A 19,114-nucleotide genomic window follows, 5' to 3' on the forward strand; every position below is an offset into this window, starting at 1 on the left:
GTGCTCTCGGCTGTAGAGCTGCTGATACGACAGTGTATCGATACGCCAGTGTACCGATACGACCGCGTATCGGTACACTGGCGTATCGATAGGGCGTGGTCCGGACCACGTCGCCGCACCAGCACGCCGTTGTAGCGCGGCGTGTCGTTCTTGCAAGGGGGTCGGGTGGTGCACGCCAACACCCGTACGGGGCCCGCCGAACGGAAGCCGGAAACTTCCGCCCGACCGCCCCTCGTACGTGAGCTGCTGCTCGTCGCCGGACTCTTCCTCGTCTACAAGCTCGGCCGGCAGGCCGCGACCGGCCGCACCGGAGAGGCGTTCCGCAACGCCGACCGGGTCTGGGGCTGGGAGCGTGCTCTCCGGCTGCCCGACGAGGGCGTCGTCCAGCGCGTACTGCTCCACCACGACACGCTGATCCATCTCGCGAACACCTACTACGCGACGGTCCACTTCCCGGCGACGGTCCTCTTCCTCGGCTGGCTCTACTGGCGCAGGCCCGCGCACTACCTGTGGTCGCGCCGGGTCCTCGCCGCGCTGACCGGCGCGGCGCTCGCCCTGCATCTGCTGATGCCGCTCGCGCCGCCGAGACTGCTCGCGGCGACCGGTCTGGTGGACACCGGACAGGTGTACGGGCCGACGGTGTACAGCGCGGAGCCGGCCGGCGACTCGCTGGCGAACCAGTTCGCGGCGATGCCGTCGCTGCACGTCGGCTGGGCCCTGATGGTCGCCATCGGCCTGATCGCCGCCACCCGCTCCCGCCTGCGGTGGCTCTGGCTGCTGCATCCGCTGCTGACGCTGTTCGTGGTCGTCGGCACGGCCAATCACTACTGGCTCGACGCGATCGTGGCCGTCGTCCTGCTGGGTGTGACACTCGCCTTCTTCCGGGCGCCGGCCACGGCGACCGCGCCGGTCTGCCGCGGTTCGCTGGTCGTACGGTCCTCCGTACCGCCGAGTGAACCGGAGCCGGCTGATCCGCTTGCTGCGGCCGGAGCCGTCCCGGGAGCCGTGCGATGAACGGCGCGATGGTGGTGGCGATAGCGCTGTCGCTGGTCTCGGCGGTCGCGTACGCCTCGGCGGCCGTGGCCCAGGAACGGCTGGCGGCCCGTACCGCCCCGGGTACTCCACTGCTCGGCATGCTGGGCCGGGGCGCCTGGTGGTGGGCTGTCGGGCTGAACGCGACCGGAGCGCTGCTGCACGTCGTGGCGCTGACCTACGGGCCGCTCACGGTGGTGCAGCCACTGGGCGCGCTCACACTGGTCGTGGCCGTGCCGCTGGGCGCGCGCCGCGTGGGGCGGCGGGTCGCCCGGGGCGAGTGGCGCGGTACGGCGTACACGCTGGCGGGGCTCGCGATCATCCTGCTGACCGCCGCGGGCGCCGCCCCCGGCGAGACGCTCACCCTGCCGCAGGCGCTGGGCGCGGCCGGGGTGGCGCTCGCGCTGGTCGCGCTGCTGACCAGGCCGGGCGCCGCCCCCGGGCTGCGGCACGCGGCGGCCTCCGGGATCACCTCGGGCGTCGCCTCGGCGCTCACCCAGACGGTGACGGTCGCCGCCACCGCCCGCGAGACGGACGCCCGGCCGCTGTGGCAGGTCGCCACGGTGGCGCTGGTCGTCGCGGCCTTCGCCTCCGGCGGGCTGCTGCTGTCCCAGACGGCCTACCGGGGCGGCGGTCTGGGCGCCCCGCTCGCGGTGCTGACCCTCGCCAATCCGGTCGCCGCCTCGGTCATCGGTCTGACGCTCCTGGGTGAACGCCTCCAGGGCGGCGCGGTGGGTATCGCCGCGGCGCTGCTGGGCGCGGTGGTGGCGGCGCGCGGTGTGGTGCTGCTGACCCGGGCACCGGCCGCGGCGCCCGGCACGGCCCAGGTGGCCCCGTCCGCGTCCGCGTCCGCCCCCGCCGATGAGCCGCTTCCCGTACCGGTCCTGGCCCCCGCCGGGTGCCCGGCCGGGCCGGTGCTCGGCGGGATCGCCCGGCGGCGCTCCCGCATCGGTGCGGCTGCGCATCGCGCGCGGGCGCGGGAAGTGCGCGTACCAAGAAGCGCGGAGACGCGCTCACGTATCCGCGCCTGACGCCCGGTTTCAGCGACCTGCGAGCATGGCGATAGGTGAATAGCCGCAAATCAGGGACCATATGCGCAATTTCGCGCTGTTGACATGATGAATTCCGCTCGCTTTACTCCGGGAAAGCGCCAGGAGCGAGCACCGGCCCCGAGCATCCGTACCTGCCGGTGCCGTCCGTGCCGTCCGTACCCACGCGCATCGGAGACCCATGTCGCACACCCGTCGCGAGATCGCCTCCCAGCCGGACTGCTGGGAGCGGGTCCTCGGGGAGCTCCCCGTCCACGCGCCGGCCCTGCCCGCGCCGGGCGAGCGGGTCGCGGTCATCGGCTGCGGTACGTCTCTGTTCATGGCGCAGTCGTACGCGCACCTCAGGGAGGCAGCCGGGCTCGGGCTCACCGACGCCTACCCCGCCTCCGAGGCGAAGCTGCACCGGGCGTACGACCGGATCCTGGCCCTGACCCGTTCCGGCACGACCACCGAGGTCCTCGACGCGCTCGCCGCCGCCCCGGGCGCCAGCCGGATCACCACCGTCACCGCGGTCGGCGGCTCGCCCGCGGCGGCCGCCGCCCACGAAGTGGTCTGTCTCGACTACGCCGACGAGGGGTCCGTCGTCCAGACCCGCTTCCCCACCACCCAGCTCCTGCTGCTCCGCGCCCATCTGGGCCTCGACACCGGCCGCGCGGTCGCCGATGTCGCCACCGCCGTCACCGAGGAGCTGGATCCGGAGCTGCTGGCGGCCGGACAGATCTCGTTCCTCGGCGCGGGTTGGTCCACCGGCCTCGCCGCCGAGGCCGCGCTGAAGGTACGGGAAGCGGCGGCCCGGTGGACCGAGTCGTACTCCGTCATGGAGTACCGCCACGGCCCGATCGCCGTGGCCGCCCCCGACCGGGCCGTCTGGAGCCTCGTGCCGCTGCCCGCCCCGCTCGCCGCGCGGATCGGCGCCACCGGGGCCCGGCTGCGCACCGCCCGCCTCGACCCGCTGGCCGAACTCGTCGTCGTACAGCGCCTCGCGGTCGAACTGGCCGAAGCCGACGGCCGAGACCCCGACCGGCCCGCACATCTGACGCGCTCGGTGCTCCTCGGCCCGCACGACTGAGGCCCCCTCCCCGACCGCGGCCGCGTCCCCAGCGAGATCATCCAAGCCCCGGGCTCGGGTCGGTGAGCGCCCCAAAGGTCTGGCCTTGGTCCTCTGACGTACGTCAGAGGCCGTACCGGGGAATCCGCCGACCGTGATGCGTCGTCGGCCGACGTCAGGGGCAGATGTGTCTACGGACCAGTTCGTTGATCTTCGCCGCGTCGGCTTCGTTCACCGGATGGTCCGGAGTCCCGAACCGCTGCTGCGCGGTCCGGATCGGCTTCTCGCTGTCCAGCCCTGAGCACTGGTTGACGCCGTTGTCGATCGCGTCGTCCTCGCCCTTCGCGGTGACGAACCACGGGTTGATGCTCCTCAGTCCGTCGAGGTAGGCGGCTCGGTCCTGTCCTGTCAGGTCCTTCGGGATCCCTGCCCCGTCCCGGGGCGTGTCCTTGTCGGCGCTCGGGCTCGGACGGGAGGCGGACTTCGTGTCGTCTTCCCTCGGTGCTTCGCAGGCCGAGGCGGCGAGTAGGGCGGCGACTGCGAGACCTGCTGCAATGTGGCGATTGTTCATGGTCGGAGCTTTTCAGAGCGGAAAGACCGGCGTGCCCGATTCGCGGAAGAATCCCTCCGTCGAACGGGAGCCGCGGAGGGCCGGAACCAGTGCCACGGGCGGATAGCGGTTCGAGCGGAGCTGTCCGACGAGGTGGCCCCCCCGGTGAGGGTGATCGGGGCAGGTTGGCTTGTCGGCGAGTGAGTCCCGGGTTTGCTGGGACTGGCGCTTCGTGGTGATCGGCACGCTGTCCGTGTGCCCTACCCGCCGGTTCTCTCCGTGTGGCGCGCCGCGTCCGCGCGACCGGTTGCGCCGCGCATCGGATGACTCGGCGGACCGCGCGGCTCGATCTCGGGCTGACGCGCTTCGCGGTCGGGTCCGACGGCTGGAAGATCAGCTCGCCCCGGTTCCTGCGCCGGGCCGGGAAGAAGCTCAAGCGCAGCGGGCCCTGTCCCGCGAGCGGAAGGGCTCCTCGAACCGGGCCAGGCCCGGCTCAAGGCCGCCCGCGCACACGCCGAGGTCATCGACGCGCGGCGAGGGGCCGTCGACCCGCGTGGCTATCTGTGTCCGGAGCGTGAGGCGATGGGGGAGGAAGTGGCCCGGCTGTTACGGCTGTTGGGGGCCGGGGGAGAGGGGGCGCCCGGGTGGTGCGGGTCGCCTTCCGGGTCCGTGGTGGCAGGTGTCGTACGTGGGTGTGAAGCTGTGCTGTCGGCCCGCTTAAGAAATCCTCGATGGACCGGAAGGGGCGGAACTCGGCAGATTGGTGTCCGACCACGGGCGGTGGTCACCGGCATCGGTCCGGCCGCCGCCGGCACCAGTACGTCCCCGGGAGCCGCGCCGATGAAGGCACTTGTCAAACAGAAGGCCGAACCGGGGCTGTGGCTCATGGATGTGCCGGAGCCGGAGATCGGGGCCGGTGAGGTGCTGATCGAGGTGCTCCGTACCGGCATCTGCGGTACCGACCTGCATATCCGCGACTGGGACGGCTGGGCCCGGCAGGCCGTCACCACACCCCGGGTGCTCGGCCACGAGTTCGTCGGCGAGGTCGCCGCGGTCGGCGACGGCGTACAGGACATCGCGGTGGGCGATCTGGTCAGCGGCGAGGGGCATCTCGTCTGCGGCCGGTGCCGCAACTGTCTGGCGGGCCGCCGCCATCTCTGTCACAGCACCGTCGGCCTCGGTGTCGGCAGGGACGGCGCGTTCGCGGAGTATGTGGCGCTGCCCGCCTCGAACGTCTGGGTGCACCGGGCCGAGGTCGATCTCGATATCGCCGCGATCTTCGACCCCTTCGGCAACGCCGTGCACACCGCCCTCTCCTTCCCCCTGGTCGGCGAGGACGTGCTGATCACCGGAGCGGGCCCCATCGGCATCATGGCCGCGGCCGTCGCCCGGCACGCGGGCGCGCGCAATGTCGTGATCACCGACATCAGCCCGCACCGCCTCGAACTCGCCCGCCGGGCCGGAGCCACCCTCGCCCTCGACGTCTCCGCCCGCGGGATCTCCGAGGCGCAGCGGCTGCTCGGGCTCAAGGAGGGCTTCGACATCGGACTGGAGATGTCGGGCCGCCCCGAGGCCATGCGCGACATGGTCGCCAATATGACGCACGGCGGCCGGATCGCCATGCTCGGCCTGCCCGCCGAGGAGTTCGCCGTCGACTGGTCGAAGATCGTCACCTCCATGATCACCGTCAAGGGCATCTACGGCCGCGAGATGTACGAGACCTGGTACGCGATGACCGTGCTGCTGGAGGGCGGCCTCGATCTCTCGCCGGTCATCACCGGAAGTTACGGGTACGAGGATTTCGAGGCGGCCTTCGACGAGGCGGCCACCGCCCGTAGCGGCAAGATCATCCTCGACTGGACCGTCTGACCCACCACCCCAAGGAGCCCCGTCATGTACGCGTCCGTCCGGGACGAACTGGCCGCCACCCTCGACGAGATCCGCGACGCCGGTCTGCACAAGCCCGAGCGCGTGATCTCCACCCCGCAGAGCGCCTCCGTCGCCGTCGCCACCGGCAGTGGCCCCGGTGGCGACGTACTCAACTTCTGCGCCAACAACTACCTCGGCCTCGCCGACCACCCCGAGGTCGTCGCCGCAGCCAAGGACGCGCTGGACCGCTGGGGCTACGGCATGGCCTCCGTACGGTTCATCTGCGGCACCCAGGAGATCCACAAGGAACTGGAGCGGCGGCTGTCCGCGTTCCTCGGCCAGGAGGACACCGTCCTCTACTCCTCGTGCTTCGACGCCAACGGCGGGGTGTTCGAGACCCTGCTCGGCCCGGAGGACGTCGTCATCTCCGACGCCCTCAACCACGCCAGCATCATCGACGGCATCCGGCTCTCCAAGGCCCGCCGGCTGCGGTACGCCAACCGTGACCTCGCCGAACTGGAGGCCAGGCTCCAGGAGTCGGGGGACGCCGGGCGTCGGCTGATCGTCACGGACGGCGTGTTCTCCATGGACGGCTACGTCGCGCCGCTCGACGTGATCTGCGACCTCGCCGACCGGTACGACGCGCTGGTCATGGTCGACGACTCGCACGCGGTGGGCTTCGTCGGCCCCGGCGGGCGCGGCACCCCCGAGCTGCACGGCGTCATGGACCGGGTCGACATCGTCACGGGCACCCTGGGCAAGGCGCTCGGCGGCGCGTCGGGCGGCTATGTCGCGGCCCGCGCCGAGATCGCCGCACTGCTGCGCCAGCGGTCCCGGCCGTATCTCTTCTCCAACTCCCTGGCCCCGGTCATCGCCGCCGCCTCCGTCAAGGTCCTCGACCTGCTGGAGCGGGCGGGCGGCCTGCGCGACCGGCTGAACGTCAACACCGCCCTGTTCCGTACGGAGATGACGGCGGCCGGGTTCGAGATCCTGCCCGGCGACCACCCCATCGCCCCGGTGATGATCGGCGACGCCGCCGAGGCGGGCCGGATGGCGGAACTGCTGCTGGAGCGCGGGGTGTACGTGATCGGCTTCTCGTACCCCGTCGTACCGATGGACCGGGCGCGGATCCGTGTGCAGCTGTCCGCCGCGCACTCGGCGGAGGATGTGAAGCGGGCGGTCGCGGCGTTCGTCGACGCGCGGGAGGCGATGCGGCGCGGCTGACCGCGGGGCGGGCGGGGGCCGGTCCGGTCCGACAACTGTTCGGCCACCCCCGCCTGGCAGTATGGCCGGAATGATCGACCCACGGCGGCTGCGTGTCCTGCGGGCCGTGGCGGACCACCGTACGGTGACCGCCGCGGCGGCCGCGCTGTACCTCACCCCGTCGGCCGTCTCCCAGCAGCTCGCGGCGCTGGAGCAGGAGACCCGCCACACCCTGCTGACCCGCAGCGGCCGGGGCGTCCGGCTGACCGCCGCCGGGGAGATCCTGCTGGTCCACACCCACGCCGTACTCGCCCAGCTGGAGCGCGCGGAGGCCGAGCTCGCGGCGTACGCGGGCGGCGTGGCGGGAGAGATCACGGTCGCCGCGTTCGCGACGGGCATCGCGGAGGTGCTGGCCCCGGCGCTGCGGCAGCTCGCGGGACCGCACCCCGGTATCCGGGTGCGGGTGCGGGACGCCGAGGGCGACGCCAGCCTGCCCATGCTGCTCGACGGACAGGCGGACCTCGCGGTCGCCGTCGAGTACCGGGGCGCCCCGCGCGAGGACGATCTGCGGCTGTCCCGGGTGCCGCTGTACGCGGAGCCGTTCGACGCGGTCCTGCCCGCCGCGCATCCGCTCGCCCTCGCGTCCGAGGTCGCCCTCGCCGAGCTGGCGGGCTGCGACTGGATCGGCCCCTACCCCGGCAACCCCTGCCACGACGTCCTCCAGCTCGCCTGCGAACTGGCCGGTTTCCAGCCCCGGCTGGCCCACTCCTCCGACGACTTCCGCGCGGTCGTCGCCCTCGCGGGCGCGGGAGCGGGGGTCGCGCTGGTGCCGCGCTCGGCCCTGCGCGGCATGGAGCCGAAGGGTACGGTCGTACGCCCGGTGGCGGGCCCGGCCGCCACCCGCCGGGTCTTCGCCGCGGTGCGCCGGGGTGCCGAGGCGCATCCGCTGATCCGTCCGGTCCTGGACGCGCTGGCGCTGGCGGCGGCGAGCGTGACGACGGGCTGAGGGGGCTGAGGGGGACTCCCCGGCTCGTCTCGGCTCAGCCCAGCAGGCTCGGCGCGGCCCGGTCCAGGACCGAGCCCACCCGCTCCCAGGTCTCCAGATCCCGTTCGACCGGCGGGAGTTCGGGCCCCGCCCCCGTCCCCCAGGAGGCAGCGACGGCCACCGGGTCCTCGCCCGTCGCCGCGCCCGCGGCCAGCGCGGCGGCGCCGAGGGCGACCAGCTCGCCGGCGGCGGGGACGATCACCCGGCGGCCGGAGAGCCTGCGTACCGTATCGGTCCACATCCGGCCCCGGGCGCCGCCGCCGATCAGCCGCAGCGGCCGGTCCGCGACCTCGGGGTTCGCCGGGTCGAGACCGCCGGCGCGCAGGACCTCGTCCAGGGCGCGCAGTACGGTGACGGCCGCGCCCTCGTAGGCGGCGCCCAGCAGCTGCTGCGGGGAGGTGTCGTGGCGCAGCCCGGTCAGCAGCCCGGACGCGGTGGGCAGATCGGGGGTGCGTTCGCCGTCCAGATACGGCAGGAGTACGGCCTCGCCGCCCGGCACCGCGTCCTCGCGGTCCAGCCGCAGCAGCGCGGCCACCTTGTCGACGGCGAGCGTGCAGTTCAGGGTGCAGGCCAGCGGCAGATACGTACCGTCGGCGGCGGCGAACCCGGCGAGCGCGGGGGAGTCGGGCCGGGTGCGGGTGGCGGTGAAGACCGTACCGGAGGTGCCGAGGCTGAGCACCGGGTGGTCCAGCAGCCCGGCCCCGCCGAGGCCGAGGCCGACGGCGGCGCTCATGTTGTCACCGGTGCCCGCGGCGACGGCGATGCCCGCGGGCAGGCCGAGTTCCGCCGCGGATCCGGCGGTGAGCGAGCCGACCCGGGTGGCCCCGGTGGCGGCGACGGCGGGCAGCAGGGCCGGGTCGAGGCCCAGGAGCGCGAGCAGCTCGGGGTCGTACGCGCCGGTGGCGGTGGAGTACCAGCAGGTGCCCGAGGCGTCGCCGGGGTCGGTGGCCGCCGTGCCCGAGAGCCGCTCGGTGAGGAAGTCGTGGGGGAGCCTGACGGCCGCCGCGGCCTCGGCGACGGCCGGGTCGTTCTCCCGCAGCCACTGCCATTTGGTGGCCGTCATCGAGGCCACCGGCACCGAGCCGGTCCGCGCGGTCCAGGCGGCCGGGCCGCCGAGCGCCTCGGTGAGCGCGACGGCCTGCGGGGCGGAGCGTGTGTCGTTCCACAGCAGCGCCGGGCGCAGCGGCCTGCCCGTGGCGTCGAGGACCACCAGCCCGTGCTGCTGTCCGGCGACCGCGATACCGATGACGGACGAGGGGGCCACCCCGGACTCCTCGAGCCCGGCGGCGACGGCCTCGCGCAGGGCGTCCCACCACACCTCGGGGTCGCTCTCGCGCGCGCCGCCCTCCCCGGTCACCCGGTGCGGGGAGCGGCCCACGGCGAGCAGCCTGCCGGTGACCGCGTCGGTGAAGGCCGCTTTGGTGGACTGGGTGGAGCTGTCCACGCCGATGACGACCGGGTGCTGTGGGACCGGGCTCTGGGACACGGTCGTACCTCCAGTTTTGGACGTGGGGAAACAAATTACGCGATGGTGGCGCGCGCGGGAACCGCCGAGCCGATCTTCCATTGATCTTCCGGTGGTCACTGTTCCGGATCGGCGTGTGGGGCTTTTGCGGGAACGTACGGACATGCATTATTAGTCATGTCAGGAAACAAATAGGGTCGGCGTCTGCCGGACCTGAGGCACCGAAGGCGGCCAGAGGATGACGGAACGCTTCACCCCCACCCCGGCGGACAAGTTCAGCTTCGGCCTCTGGACGGTGGGCTGGCAGGGCAGGGACCCGTTCGGGGACGCCACGCGCCCGGCCCTGGACCCCGTCGAGTCCGTACAGCGCCTGGCCGATCTCGGCGCGTACGGCGTGACCTTCCACGACGACGACCTCTTCCCGTTCGGCGCGTCCGACACGGAGCGCGAGTCGCACATCAAGCGCTTCCGGCAGGCCCTGGACGCCACCGGAATGGTCACCTCCATGGTGACCACCAACCTCTTCACCCACCCGGTCTTCAAGGACGGCGCCTTCACCGCCAACGACCGCGACGTCCGCCGCTTCGCGCTGCGCAAGGCCCTGCGCAACATCGACCTCGCGGCCGAGCTGGGTGCGAAGACCTTTGTCGCCTGGGGCGGCCGTGAGGGAGCGGAGTCCGGTGGCGCCAAGGACGTGCGGCTCGCCCTCGACCGGATGAAGGAGGCCTTCGACCTGTTCGGCGCGTACGTCACGGAGCAGGGGTACGACCTCAGGTTCGCCATCGAGCCCAAGCCGAACGAGCCGCGCGGCGACATCCTGCTGCCCACCGTCGGCCACGCCCTGGCGTTCATCGAACGGCTGGAGCGCCCCGAGCTGTTCGGCGTCAATCCGGAGACCGGCCACGAGCAGATGGCCGGGCTGAACTTCCCGCACTCCGTCGCCCAGGCCCTGTGGGCGGACAAGCTCTACCACATCGACCTCAACGGTCAGAACGGCATCAAGTACGACCAGGACCTGCGCTTCGGCGCCGGTGATCTGCGGTCCGCCTTCTGGCTCGTCGACCTGCTGGAGACCGCGGGCTGGGAGGGCTCCCGCCACTTCGACTTCAAGCCGCCGCGCACCGAGGACTACGACGGGGTGTGGGCCTCGGCCGCCGGCTGCATGCGCAACTACCTGATCCTCAAGGAGCGCGCCGCCGCCTTCCGCGCGGACCCGCAGGTCCAGGAGGCGCTGCGCGCCTCGCGCCTGGACCAGCTCGCCGAGCCCACCGCGGCCGACGGGGTGGCCGGCCTGCTGGCCGACCGCAGCGCGTACGAGGAGTTCGACGCGGACGCGGCGGGCGCCCGCGGCATGGCGTTCGAGCACCTGGACCAGCTCGCGATGGACCACCTGCTCGGCGTGGGCTGAGCCGCGGCCACCACGGAGTGGGCACCCGGCGCGGGACGGACCACGAGCCCGTCCCGCGCCGTACGTCCGTAGCGCCTGCCCGTCCCGCGCCGACCGGGAACTGACGGCCCGTCCCGCGCCCGTACGTGGGCCGGGGCCGGCCCGTGCCGTATGTCAGCCGGCGCCCGGCTCCTGTCGTACGTACGCCACCGGGTCGGCCAGCACCTCGCGTACCACCAGGGCCGCCGCGCCGCGTGCCGCGTCGCCCGCCGAGGAGGACGCCCGGAGCCGGCCGCTGCCGGGCGGCCACAGCCCCGACACGACACGGGCCGTCAGCTCCCGGTCGGCGGCGGGGGAGAGCCAGGGCATCAGCTCCCGGTAGATCCCGCCCAGCACGACCGCGTCCGGGTCGAAGAGGTTCACCGCTCCCGACAGCACCCGGCCCAGCATCGTCCCGGCCAGCTCGACGGCGGCCACCGCCCGCGCGTCGCCGCCGCGCGCCCGGCGCGCCAGCTCGGACACGCCCAGGACCCCGGCGTTCTCGTCGATCCCGGCGGCCCGCAGCAGCGCGGACTGGCCCGCGTACTGCTCCAGACAGCCCCGCGAGCCGCAGCGGCAGAGCGGGCCGCTCGCGTCGGCCAGGACATGGCCGATCTCCCCGGCGAACCCATGGGCCCCGCGCAGGAGTTCACCGTTCAGGACCAGCGCGCCGCCGACCCCGATCTCGCCGGTCAGACAGAGGAACGTGACGACAGGACCCAGCCCGCCGAACCACAGCTCGGCCAGCGCCGCGAGATTGGCCTCGTTCTCCGAACCCACCGGCAACGGGGCCCCTTCGGACCGCAGTTCGTCCAGCGCGCGGGCGAACAGCTCCTCGGCGGGCACCCGGTTCCAGCCGAGGTTGGGCGCCTGACGGACCGTACCGCCCGACACCAGCCCCGGCAGGGCGAGCCGCACCCCGACCGGGTACAGCTCCTGCTCGGCGGCGGACTCCAGGGTGCGCGCGGCGATCCGGGCGCCCCGGGCGAGCACCTCCTCGGGACGGGCGCCCCGGTTGTCGAGGTGCTCCAGCCGCCGGACCCGGTCGGTGCCGGACAGATCGACCACACACACCGACACATAGTCGATGTTGATCTCCACACCGATCCCGGCGGGCCCCGAACGCGTCACCTTCAGTACGGTGCCGGGGCGCCCGGCCTGCCCGCTGAACGTCTTGCCCGACTCGGACAGGAAGCCGCTCTCCAGCAGCTGTTCGACCAGCGAGGACACCGCCGCCCTGGTCAGCCCCACCCGCGCCGCCACTCCGGCCCTGGTGGCCTCGCCCTCGTCCCGTACCGCCCTCAGCACGAGGCTGAGGTTGTGCCGTCGGACGGTCTCCTTGTCGGCCTTGGGGCCGAGGGGCGTGTGGTTGCTGTTCATCTCGCGCACGAGCCTACGCCGCCCTTCGCACGGGCCGGTCGCCCTCGGACCCCGTCCGGACGTACGGGGACGACTCCGACAGCGCGGCGAGGCACGGTGCCGGGCGCCGGGGCCCGCGAAGATCGCGCGAACAGGGCCTAGGGTGCCGTGAGACATGAAGTCCCCGCGCATCGCAAGGAGTCGAGCCGCCCCATGAACGGAAGAACCGCCCGTTTCACCGACCGTGTCGCCGTGGTGACCGGAGCCGCCTCGGGCATCGGATACGCGACGGCCGTGCGGCTGGCCGCCGAAGGCGCCTCCGTCGTGCTCGCCGACATCGACGGGGAGCGCGGGGTGACCGCCGCCTCGCACATCCGCGAGAACGGCGGCCGTGCCGCGTTCGTCGCCGCGGATGTCTCCGACCCGGACGGCTGGGACCGGATCGTGGCGGCCGCGCACACCTTCGGCCCTGTCGGGATCCTCGTCAGCAACGCCCGCACCGTGGACGTCGTTCCCGCGCACGAGATGACTCTCGTGTCCTGGGAGCGGCAGCTCGCCGTCAACCTCACCGGCGGGTTCCTCGGCTTCCGGGCCGTCCTGCCCGATCTGCGCGAGCGGCACGGGGCGGTCGTACTGACCTCCTCCGTGCACGCGCACACGGGCATCCCGGGCCATCCCGCCTACGCCGCGGCCAAGGGCGCGCTGCTCTCGCTCTGCGCGCAGCTCGCCGTCGAGTACGGTCCGGAGATACGGGTCAACGCCGTCCTTCCGGGACCGGTCCTCGACCCGGCCCCGGAGCGGGAGCCGGGCGCCGACCACGGGCGCGCCGCCGCCGGGACCGCGGCGGGCAGGCTGGGGCGGCCGGAGGAGGTCGCGGCGGCCATCGCCTTCCTGGCGGCGGAGGAGGCCTCGTACATCACCGGGGCCAGTCTGCTCGTGGACGGCGGCTGGAGCGTACGGGCCTCCGCGGCCTCCGCGGCTCCCATGACGTCCACGGTCTGACGCCGGCCGGCGCGCCGACGGCCCCGTCCGGTCACCGGCGGGGCCGGGGGCGGGCGGCGGCCGGGTCAGTCGGCCGCGGGTGTCAGCTCCGGCGCCCAGGCGGGTGCCGTTCCCGCCAGCTGGCAGACCATCAGGTAGAAGGGGATCGGCGGGGTGTACGGCGTGGGCGCCTCGGGCCAGTGGATCAGCCGGGGATGGGTCGCGGGGACGACGGTGCCCGAGACGTAGCGGGCGGGTTCCGGCCAGGTCAGATCGAGGTTCGAGCCCGCGGGGACGATCCACCACCACCACTCGCTGTCCGCGAAGACACAGCCGGCCCTCGGCAGCCGGGCCATCAGCCGGAAGCCGTGCTCCGCGGGGACCCCCACGGCGTCGCAGCCCAGCGCGGCGGGCAGGACGCCTGGAAGGGGCAGCTGGATCCGGTGGGGCGACACGCCGCGGGGCCTGCGCCGCAGCCACTCCAGAGTGGCCCTCAGCACGGGGGCTCCACGCCACGGGGAGCGCCGACGGGCGGGCCCGCGGGGGCGGGTACGGCGTGCGGCAGTTCCGCCCAGACGACCCGCCCGGGGCCGTACCCCGATGTGCTGTGGGCTCCCCAGCCGCTGCACAGGGAATCGATGAGGAACAGTCCGCGACCGCCCTCGCCCTCCGTCGCGCTCTCGGCCGTACGGTGCAACTGCGGCCCGGTCGGCCCGTATCCCTGGTCCTCGACCGCTATGCGCAGCCGGCCCCGGTCCGCCCGTATCTCGCAGATGACACGGTTGCCCGCCGTGTGCACGATCGCGTTCGTGACCAGCTCCGACACGATCAGGACCGTGATGTCACGGGTCTCCTCGTCCAGCTCCCAGCGGGCGAGACGGTCGCGGGTGAGCCGTCTGGCGCGGGCGACCGACTCCGCGTGGGCGGGCAGCTGGAAGCCGTACCGTCGAACAACATTGCCGGGCCCGGGGCACAGGGCGGTGAGCTGGGGGGTGAGCGCGTTACCAGGTGCCACGACCGATTCCTAACGGTGGGGGAGCAGCGGATGAGCGCACGGCCTCTCCCCTGGCAGGGCGCGACAGCCACGTGAACTGGTTCACTGCTCTACTTTCTACCCGCCGAGGACACTTGGCAAGTGGCACTCTGAAAAATTCAGAGTGTCATGTCCTTTCGAGCCAAAGACATGGCAGACTGCTGATAATCATGCGCGGGAGGTCGAAGTGAGTGAACCGCGGTCCGCCCCGACCGTGGGGCAGGTCGTGCTCGGCAGACGTCTACAGGACCTCCGCGAGCGGGCCGGTCTGAGGCGCGAGGAGGCCGCCAGGCTTCTACGGGTGGCACCGGCGACGATCCGCCGGATGGAGACCGCCGAGGTCGCACTCAAGATCCCCTACGTACAGCTGCTCCTGCAGGCCTACGGCATTTCCGAGCGGGAGACCGACGCCTTCGTCGCGCTGGCCGAGGAGGCGAACAAGCCCGGTTGGTGGCAGCGGTTCCACGGCATCCTGCCGGACTGGTTCTCCATGTACGTCAGCCTGGAGGGCTCCGCCTCCCTGCTCCGCGCGTACGAGCCGCACTTCGTCCCGGGACTGCTCCAGACCGAGGCGTACGCCAGGGCCGTCATGAAGGCCGGGGCCGTGGGACAGTCCCGGCCGGGGGACATCGAACGTCATGTGGCGCTCCGGATGGAACGGCAGTCGCTCCTGACCCGTGACAGCGCGCCCAGATTCTGGGTGATCATGGATGAGACCGTGCTCCGCCGTCCGGTGGGCGACGGCCCCGAGGTCATGCGGGAACAGATCGACCGGCTGCTCGACGCCACCGATCTGCCCCATGTGACCCTGCAGATCGCGGAGTTCGCGAGCGGACACCATCCCGGCACCTACGGGCCGTTCGTGATCTTCCGGTTCGCCGTACCGGAGCTGCCGGACATGGTCTACAGCGAGTACCTCACGGGTGCGGTCTATCTTGACGCCCGTCGCGAAGTGGCCACCCATCTGGCGGTCATGGACCGGATGGCGACTCAGGCCGCGACTGCACAACGCACGAAGGAGATCCTCAAGGATGTCCGCAAGGAGCTGTGAATGGATCCCATATACAACGGCATGCCCGCCGCCGACCTCGGTACCGAGGGCTGGCGCAAGCCGTGGAGTGGTGGCAACGGGGGCAACTGCGTCGAGGCCATGAAGCTGGCCGACGGCAGGGTCGCCGTGCGCCAGTCCGCCGATCCCGGCGGCCCGGCGCTGATCTACACGACCAATGAGATCGCGGCGTTCATCCAGGGCGCCAAGTCGGGGCAGGCGGACTTCCTCCTCACCTGATCCCCCGGGCCTTTCCCCCCGTCCACCGATCTGAGACTCATGGAGCGCGCATGACCGGGCACGACGCCCCGATCGACATGACCTCGCCGCATCCTGCCCGGGTGTACGACTGGTTGCTCGGCGGAACGGAGAACTTCCCGGTGGACGAGGAGCTGGCCAGACATCTCCTCACGCTCGACCCCCGGGCCGCCGCCGCGGCCCGGGTCAACCGGGCCTTCACCCACCGCGCCGTCCGCCGCCTCGCCACCACCGGCGGGATGCGCCAGTTCCTGGACGTCGGTACGGGCATACCCACCGAGCCCGGTCTGCACCACACCGTCCAGGAGCACGCCCCCGACGCCAGAGTCGTCTACACGGACAACGACCCGGCCGCCCTGAGCCACGCCCGGACGCTGCTGCGCTCCACCCCGCAGGGCGTCACGGAGTACCTCCAGGCGGACATACGCGAGCCCGAGGCCGTCGTGGAGGCCGCGGGCAAGGTCCTGGACCTCGACCGGCCCGTCGTCGTCTCCCTGGTCGCGCTGCTCCACTTCGTACCGGACGAGGACGGACCGTACGAACTGGTGCGCCGGCTGCTCGCCCCGCTGCCGTCCGGTAGTTGGCTGGTCCTCACCCATGCCACCGCAGACTTCGACCGGAACGGCGCGGAGCGCGCCCGGGAGGTGTACGGGCGGTGGGGGCTCACCTTCGCACCGCGCTCGCGGGAGGGGTTCACCGGGTTCTTCCGGGGGCTCGAACTCGCCGAGCCAGGGGTCGCTCTGGCGGCCGACTGGCGCCCCGACCCGGGTGAGGCACCGGTGCACGGCGCCGGGTCCACCCCCGCGTACGCGGGGGTGGCACGCAAGCTGTAACTGAAAACGGGGGGCGCGGCGTCGCAGCACTTTCAGGTGTACTGCGGCGCCGCGCATTTTTTTCCGTTTTTTCCGTACGCGGTGACCTACGTCGGCACGTCGGCGGTGATGCCGCGTCAGGCACCCACCCTGCGCTTGTTCCAGACGTCGAAGCCCACCGCCGCCAGCAGCACCAGGCCCTTGATGACCTGCTGGTAGTCGGTGCCGATACCGACCAGCGACATACCGTTGTTGAGCACGCCCAGCACCAGCCCGCCGATGATCGCGCCGAACACCGTGCCGACACCGCCGCTCATCGACGCACCGCCGATGAACGCGGCCGCGATGGCCTCCAGTTCGAAGTTGATACCGGCCTGCGGCACACCGGCGTTGAGCCGGGCCGCGTAGACCACACCGGCCAGCGCGGCGAGCACGCCCATGTTGACGAAGACCAGGAACGTCACGCGCTTGTCCTTGACCCCGGACAGCTTCGCCGCGGCCTGGTTGCCGCCCAGCGCGTACACATGACGCCCGATGACGGCGTTGCGCATGACATAGCCGAAGCCGATCAGCAGCGCCGCCAGGAGCAGCAGCACGACCGGCACACCGCGGTAGCTCGCCAGGGTCATCGTGAAGGCGAGCACGGCGGCGGCCAGTGCCACACACTTGAGGACGAAGAGGTTGCGGGGCAGCACGTCCAGGTCGTACGCCTGCTGCCGGCGCCGGTCCCGGAACTCCTGGAGTATCGCGAACGCGAGCAGCGCGAGCCCCATCACCACGGTCAGGTTGTGGTAGTTGGTGTCGGGGCCGACCTCGGGGAGATAGCCGGTGGCGATCTTCTGGAATCCCTCGGGGAACGGGCCGAGCGAACGCGACCCCAGGAAGATCTGGGTACCGCCGCGGAAGATCAGCATCCCGGCGAGGGTGACGATGAACGACGGGATACCGACGTACGCGATCCAGAAGCCCTGCCAGGCCCCGGCGATCGCCCCGATGGCCAGCCCGATGACCAGCGCCAGCACCCAGGGCATGTCGTGCTCGACCATCATCACCGCGGAGGCGGCGGAGACGAACGCGGCCAGCGAGCCGACCGAGAGATCGATATGGCCCGCGATGATGACGATCATCATGCCGATGGCGAGGACCAGGATGTAGCTGTTCTGGAGCACCAGGTTGGTGACGTTGTTCGGCATGAGGAGCACGCCGTCGGTCCATATCTGGAACAGGACGACGATCAGGCCGAGCGCGACGAGCATGCCGTACTGCCGCATATTGCGGCGCGCCGCCTCCAGCAGCAGTGCTCCGGTGGCCGAGCGCTGCGACGGCGGCTTCGGCGGAGCGTCCTTCGGTGTGCCGCCCTCGGACGTGGCGGTGGTGACCGGACCCATGATTCGACTACCTCGTGTTCTTGGTCATGTGGCGCATCAGGACTTCCTGGGTCGCTTCCGCGCGCGGGATCTCACCGGTGAGCCGGCCGGCCGCCATCGTGTAGATGCGGTCGCACATGCCGAGCAGCTCGGGGAGTTCGGAGGAGATGAAGATGACGGCCTTGCCCTCCGCGGCGAGCTGGTCGATGACGGTGTAGATCTCGTACTTCGCGCCGACGTCGATGCCCCGGGTGGGCTCGTCGAGGATCAGCACATCAGGACCCGCGAAGATCCATTTGCTGAGGACGACCTTCTGCTGATTGCCGCCCGACAACCGGCCGACCTGCTCGAAGACGGTCGGCGTCTTGATGTTCATGCTCGTGCGGTACGACTCGGCGACCCGGCTCTCCTCGTGCTCGTCGACGATCCCGCGCTTCGCCACCTTGGACAGGGCGCCCAGGGAGATGTTCCGGCTGATGGTGTCGATGAGGTTGAGCCCCAGGTGCTTGCGGTCCTCGGTGACATACGCGATGCCGTGCCCGACCGCCTCCGGAACCGACCTCGTCCGGATCTCCTCGCCGTCCTTGAGGACCGTCCCGCTGATGTTGCGGCCGTAGCTGCGCCCGAAGACGCTCATCGCCAGCTCGGTGCGGCCGGCGCCCATCAGACCCGCGATCCCGACGATCTCGCCCCTGCGGACCTCGACCGACACCCCGTCCACGACCTTGCGCTGCTGGTCGATGGGGTGGTGCACGGTCCAGTCGCGGATCTCCAGCGCGGGCCGCTCCCCGGGATCGCCCTCGTACACGCTGCGTTCGGGGAAGCGGTGGTCGAGGTCGCGGCCGACCATGCCCCGGATGATCCGGTCCTCGGTGGTGCTCTCGGCCTTCACGTCGAGGGTCTCGATGGTCCGGCCGTCCCGCAGGATGGTGACCGAGTCGGCCACCTCGGATATCTCGTTCAGCTTGTGCGAGATGATGATCGAGGTGATGCCTTGTTCCTTCAACTCCAGTATCAAGCGCAGTAGTTGCGCACTGTCCCCGTCGTTGAGGGCGGCGGTCGGCTCGTCCAGGATGAGCAGCTTCACCTTCTTGGAGAGCGCCTTGGCGATCTCCACCAACTGCTGCTTGCCGACGCCGATATCGGCGACCCGGGTCTGCGGATGCTCGTCCAGGCCGACCCGCTTGAGCAGCGAGGCGGCGTGCCGGAGTGTCTCGTTCCAGCTGATGAAGCCCCGGCTGGAGTGCTCGTTGCCCAGGAAGATGTTCTCGGCGATCGACAAGTACGGTACCAGGGCGAGTTCCTGATGGATGATCACAATGCCCTGGGCCTCGCTGGCCCTGATGTCCTTGAAGGCGCACGAGGTGCCCTCGAAGAGGATCTCCCCCTCGTAACTCCCGTGCGGATAAACGCCGCTGAGCACCTTCATCAGGGTGGACTTGCCCGCACCGTTCTCCCCGCACACGGCGTGCACCTCGCCGGGGGCGACCGTGAGGGTGACGTCGGAGAGAGCCTTGACCCCGGGGAAGGTCTTGACGATGGAGCGCATCTCGAGGACCGGCGCGACCG

At 71.8% G+C, this 19,114-nt stretch carries 18 protein-coding genes and 1 pseudogene; 12 read left to right on the top strand and 7 right to left on the bottom strand.

Going from position 1 to position 19,114, the window contains the following annotated elements; translation table 11 throughout:
- Positions 1–165 precede the first annotated feature (165 nt).
- From ACIP8W_RS05160 to ACIP8W_RS05170, 3 genes are all read left to right on the top strand, one after another.
- On the top strand, positions 166–1,014 hold the full coding sequence (locus ACIP8W_RS05160; protein ID WP_402201981.1) for a phosphatase PAP2 family protein: 849 nt from the start codon (positions 166–168) through the stop codon (positions 1,012–1,014).
- Entirely contained in the window at positions 1,011–2,063 is a 1,053-nt protein-coding gene (locus tag ACIP8W_RS05165) for a DMT family transporter (RefSeq protein ID WP_401953202.1), read from the top strand. The genes ACIP8W_RS05160 and ACIP8W_RS05165 overlap by 4 nt, the downstream gene beginning before the upstream one ends.
- Before the next feature lie 199 nt (positions 2,064–2,262).
- The gene (locus ACIP8W_RS05170; protein WP_401953204.1) at positions 2,263–3,150 is read left to right on the top strand and encodes an SIS domain-containing protein; all 888 of its coding nucleotides are present in this window, start codon (positions 2,263–2,265) and stop codon (positions 3,148–3,150) included.
- A gap of 154 nt (positions 3,151–3,304) precedes the next feature.
- Here the strand turns inward: ACIP8W_RS05170 and ACIP8W_RS05175 are convergent, their stop codons facing one another.
- Positions 3,305–3,700 (bottom strand): hypothetical protein, encoded by a 396-nt coding sequence (locus ACIP8W_RS05175; RefSeq protein WP_402201983.1) that lies wholly within the window; start codon positions 3,698–3,700, stop codon positions 3,305–3,307.
- Between the two features lie 317 nt (positions 3,701–4,017).
- Here ACIP8W_RS05175 and ACIP8W_RS05180 point away from each other — a divergent pair.
- From ACIP8W_RS05180 to ACIP8W_RS05195, 4 genes and pseudogenes are all read left to right on the top strand, one after another.
- A pseudogene (locus tag ACIP8W_RS05180) lies at positions 4,018–4,216 on the top strand (transposase); the annotation flags it as partial.
- A gap of 303 nt (positions 4,217–4,519) precedes the next feature.
- On the top strand, positions 4,520–5,548 hold the full coding sequence (gene tdh, locus ACIP8W_RS05185) for an L-threonine 3-dehydrogenase (protein ID WP_401953209.1): 1,029 nt from the start codon (positions 4,520–4,522) through the stop codon (positions 5,546–5,548).
- Positions 5,549–5,572: 24 nt separating this feature from the next.
- Positions 5,573–6,772: a glycine C-acetyltransferase gene (locus tag ACIP8W_RS05190; RefSeq protein WP_402201985.1), complete on the top strand. Its 1,200-nt coding sequence runs from the start codon at positions 5,573–5,575 to the stop codon at positions 6,770–6,772.
- Between the two features lie 70 nt (positions 6,773–6,842).
- Complete coding sequence (locus ACIP8W_RS05195) at positions 6,843–7,757, top strand: LysR family transcriptional regulator (protein WP_401953215.1); 915 nt, start codon at positions 6,843–6,845, stop codon at positions 7,755–7,757.
- 34 nt (positions 7,758–7,791) lie between these two features.
- Here ACIP8W_RS05195 and xylB read toward each other — a convergent pair whose 3' ends face one another.
- Positions 7,792–9,282 (bottom strand): xylulokinase, encoded by a 1,491-nt coding sequence (xylB, locus tag ACIP8W_RS05200; RefSeq protein WP_402201987.1) that lies wholly within the window; start codon positions 9,280–9,282, stop codon positions 7,792–7,794.
- 217 nt (positions 9,283–9,499) lie between these two features.
- Here xylB and xylA point away from each other — a divergent pair, with 217 nt between their 5' ends.
- Positions 9,500–10,669 carry a xylose isomerase gene (gene xylA, locus ACIP8W_RS05205; protein ID WP_401953220.1) on the top strand — a complete coding sequence of 390 codons (1,170 nt, stop codon included), beginning with the start codon at positions 9,500–9,502 and terminating at the stop codon, positions 10,667–10,669.
- 153 nt (positions 10,670–10,822) lie between these two features.
- On the opposite strand, the gene ACIP8W_RS05210 is transcribed toward xylA, so the two are convergent.
- Positions 10,823–12,067, bottom strand: a complete 1,245-nt coding sequence (locus ACIP8W_RS05210) for an ROK family protein (RefSeq protein ID WP_402201988.1) — start codon at positions 12,065–12,067, stop codon at positions 10,823–10,825.
- Positions 12,068–12,259: 192 nt separating this feature from the next.
- Between ACIP8W_RS05210 and ACIP8W_RS05215 the strand changes: the two genes are divergently transcribed.
- On the top strand, positions 12,260–13,048 hold the full coding sequence (locus ACIP8W_RS05215) for an SDR family NAD(P)-dependent oxidoreductase (RefSeq protein ID WP_401953226.1): 789 nt from the start codon (positions 12,260–12,262) through the stop codon (positions 13,046–13,048).
- 65 nt (positions 13,049–13,113) lie between these two features.
- Here ACIP8W_RS05215 and ACIP8W_RS05220 read toward each other — a convergent pair whose 3' ends face one another.
- Positions 13,114–13,527, bottom strand: coding sequence for a hypothetical protein (locus ACIP8W_RS05220; protein ID WP_401953229.1), 414 nt, complete (start codon positions 13,525–13,527; stop codon positions 13,114–13,116).
- Positions 13,521–14,042, bottom strand: a complete 522-nt coding sequence (locus ACIP8W_RS05225; protein WP_401953232.1) for an ATP-binding protein — start codon at positions 14,040–14,042, stop codon at positions 13,521–13,523. The genes ACIP8W_RS05220 and ACIP8W_RS05225 overlap by 7 nt, the downstream gene beginning before the upstream one ends.
- A 205-nt stretch (positions 14,043–14,247) precedes the next feature.
- On the opposite strand from ACIP8W_RS05225, the gene ACIP8W_RS05230 reads away from it, so the two are divergent.
- From ACIP8W_RS05230 to ACIP8W_RS05240, 3 genes are read left to right on the top strand one after another with little or no spacing between them, the layout of a single operon-like run.
- A complete protein-coding gene (locus ACIP8W_RS05230) occupies positions 14,248–15,111 on the top strand; it encodes a helix-turn-helix domain-containing protein (RefSeq protein WP_401953235.1) in 864 nt (287 codons plus the stop codon).
- The gene (locus ACIP8W_RS05235; RefSeq protein ID WP_401953238.1) at positions 15,112–15,348 is read left to right on the top strand and encodes a DUF397 domain-containing protein; all 237 of its coding nucleotides are present in this window, start codon (positions 15,112–15,114) and stop codon (positions 15,346–15,348) included. It begins immediately after the preceding gene.
- Between the two features lie 50 nt (positions 15,349–15,398).
- Positions 15,399–16,199 (top strand): SAM-dependent methyltransferase, encoded by an 801-nt coding sequence (locus tag ACIP8W_RS05240; protein WP_401953240.1) that lies wholly within the window; start codon positions 15,399–15,401, stop codon positions 16,197–16,199.
- Between the two features lie 116 nt (positions 16,200–16,315).
- Here the strand turns inward: ACIP8W_RS05240 and mmsB are convergent, their stop codons facing one another.
- Together mmsB and mmsA are read right to left on the bottom strand one after the other, a co-directional pair.
- On the bottom strand, positions 16,316–17,566 hold the full coding sequence (gene mmsB / locus ACIP8W_RS05245; RefSeq protein ID WP_401953243.1) for a multiple monosaccharide ABC transporter permease: 1,251 nt from the start codon (positions 17,564–17,566) through the stop codon (positions 16,316–16,318).
- Positions 17,567–17,573: 7 nt separating this feature from the next.
- On the bottom strand, positions 17,574–19,094 hold the full coding sequence (mmsA, locus tag ACIP8W_RS05250) for a multiple monosaccharide ABC transporter ATP-binding protein (protein WP_401953535.1): 1,521 nt from the start codon (positions 19,092–19,094) through the stop codon (positions 17,574–17,576).
- Positions 19,095–19,114 lie beyond the last annotated feature (20 nt).

The organism is Streptomyces sp. NPDC088554, from assembly GCF_044752945.1.
Taxonomy (GTDB): Bacteria; Actinomycetota; Actinomycetes; order Streptomycetales; family Streptomycetaceae; genus Streptomyces.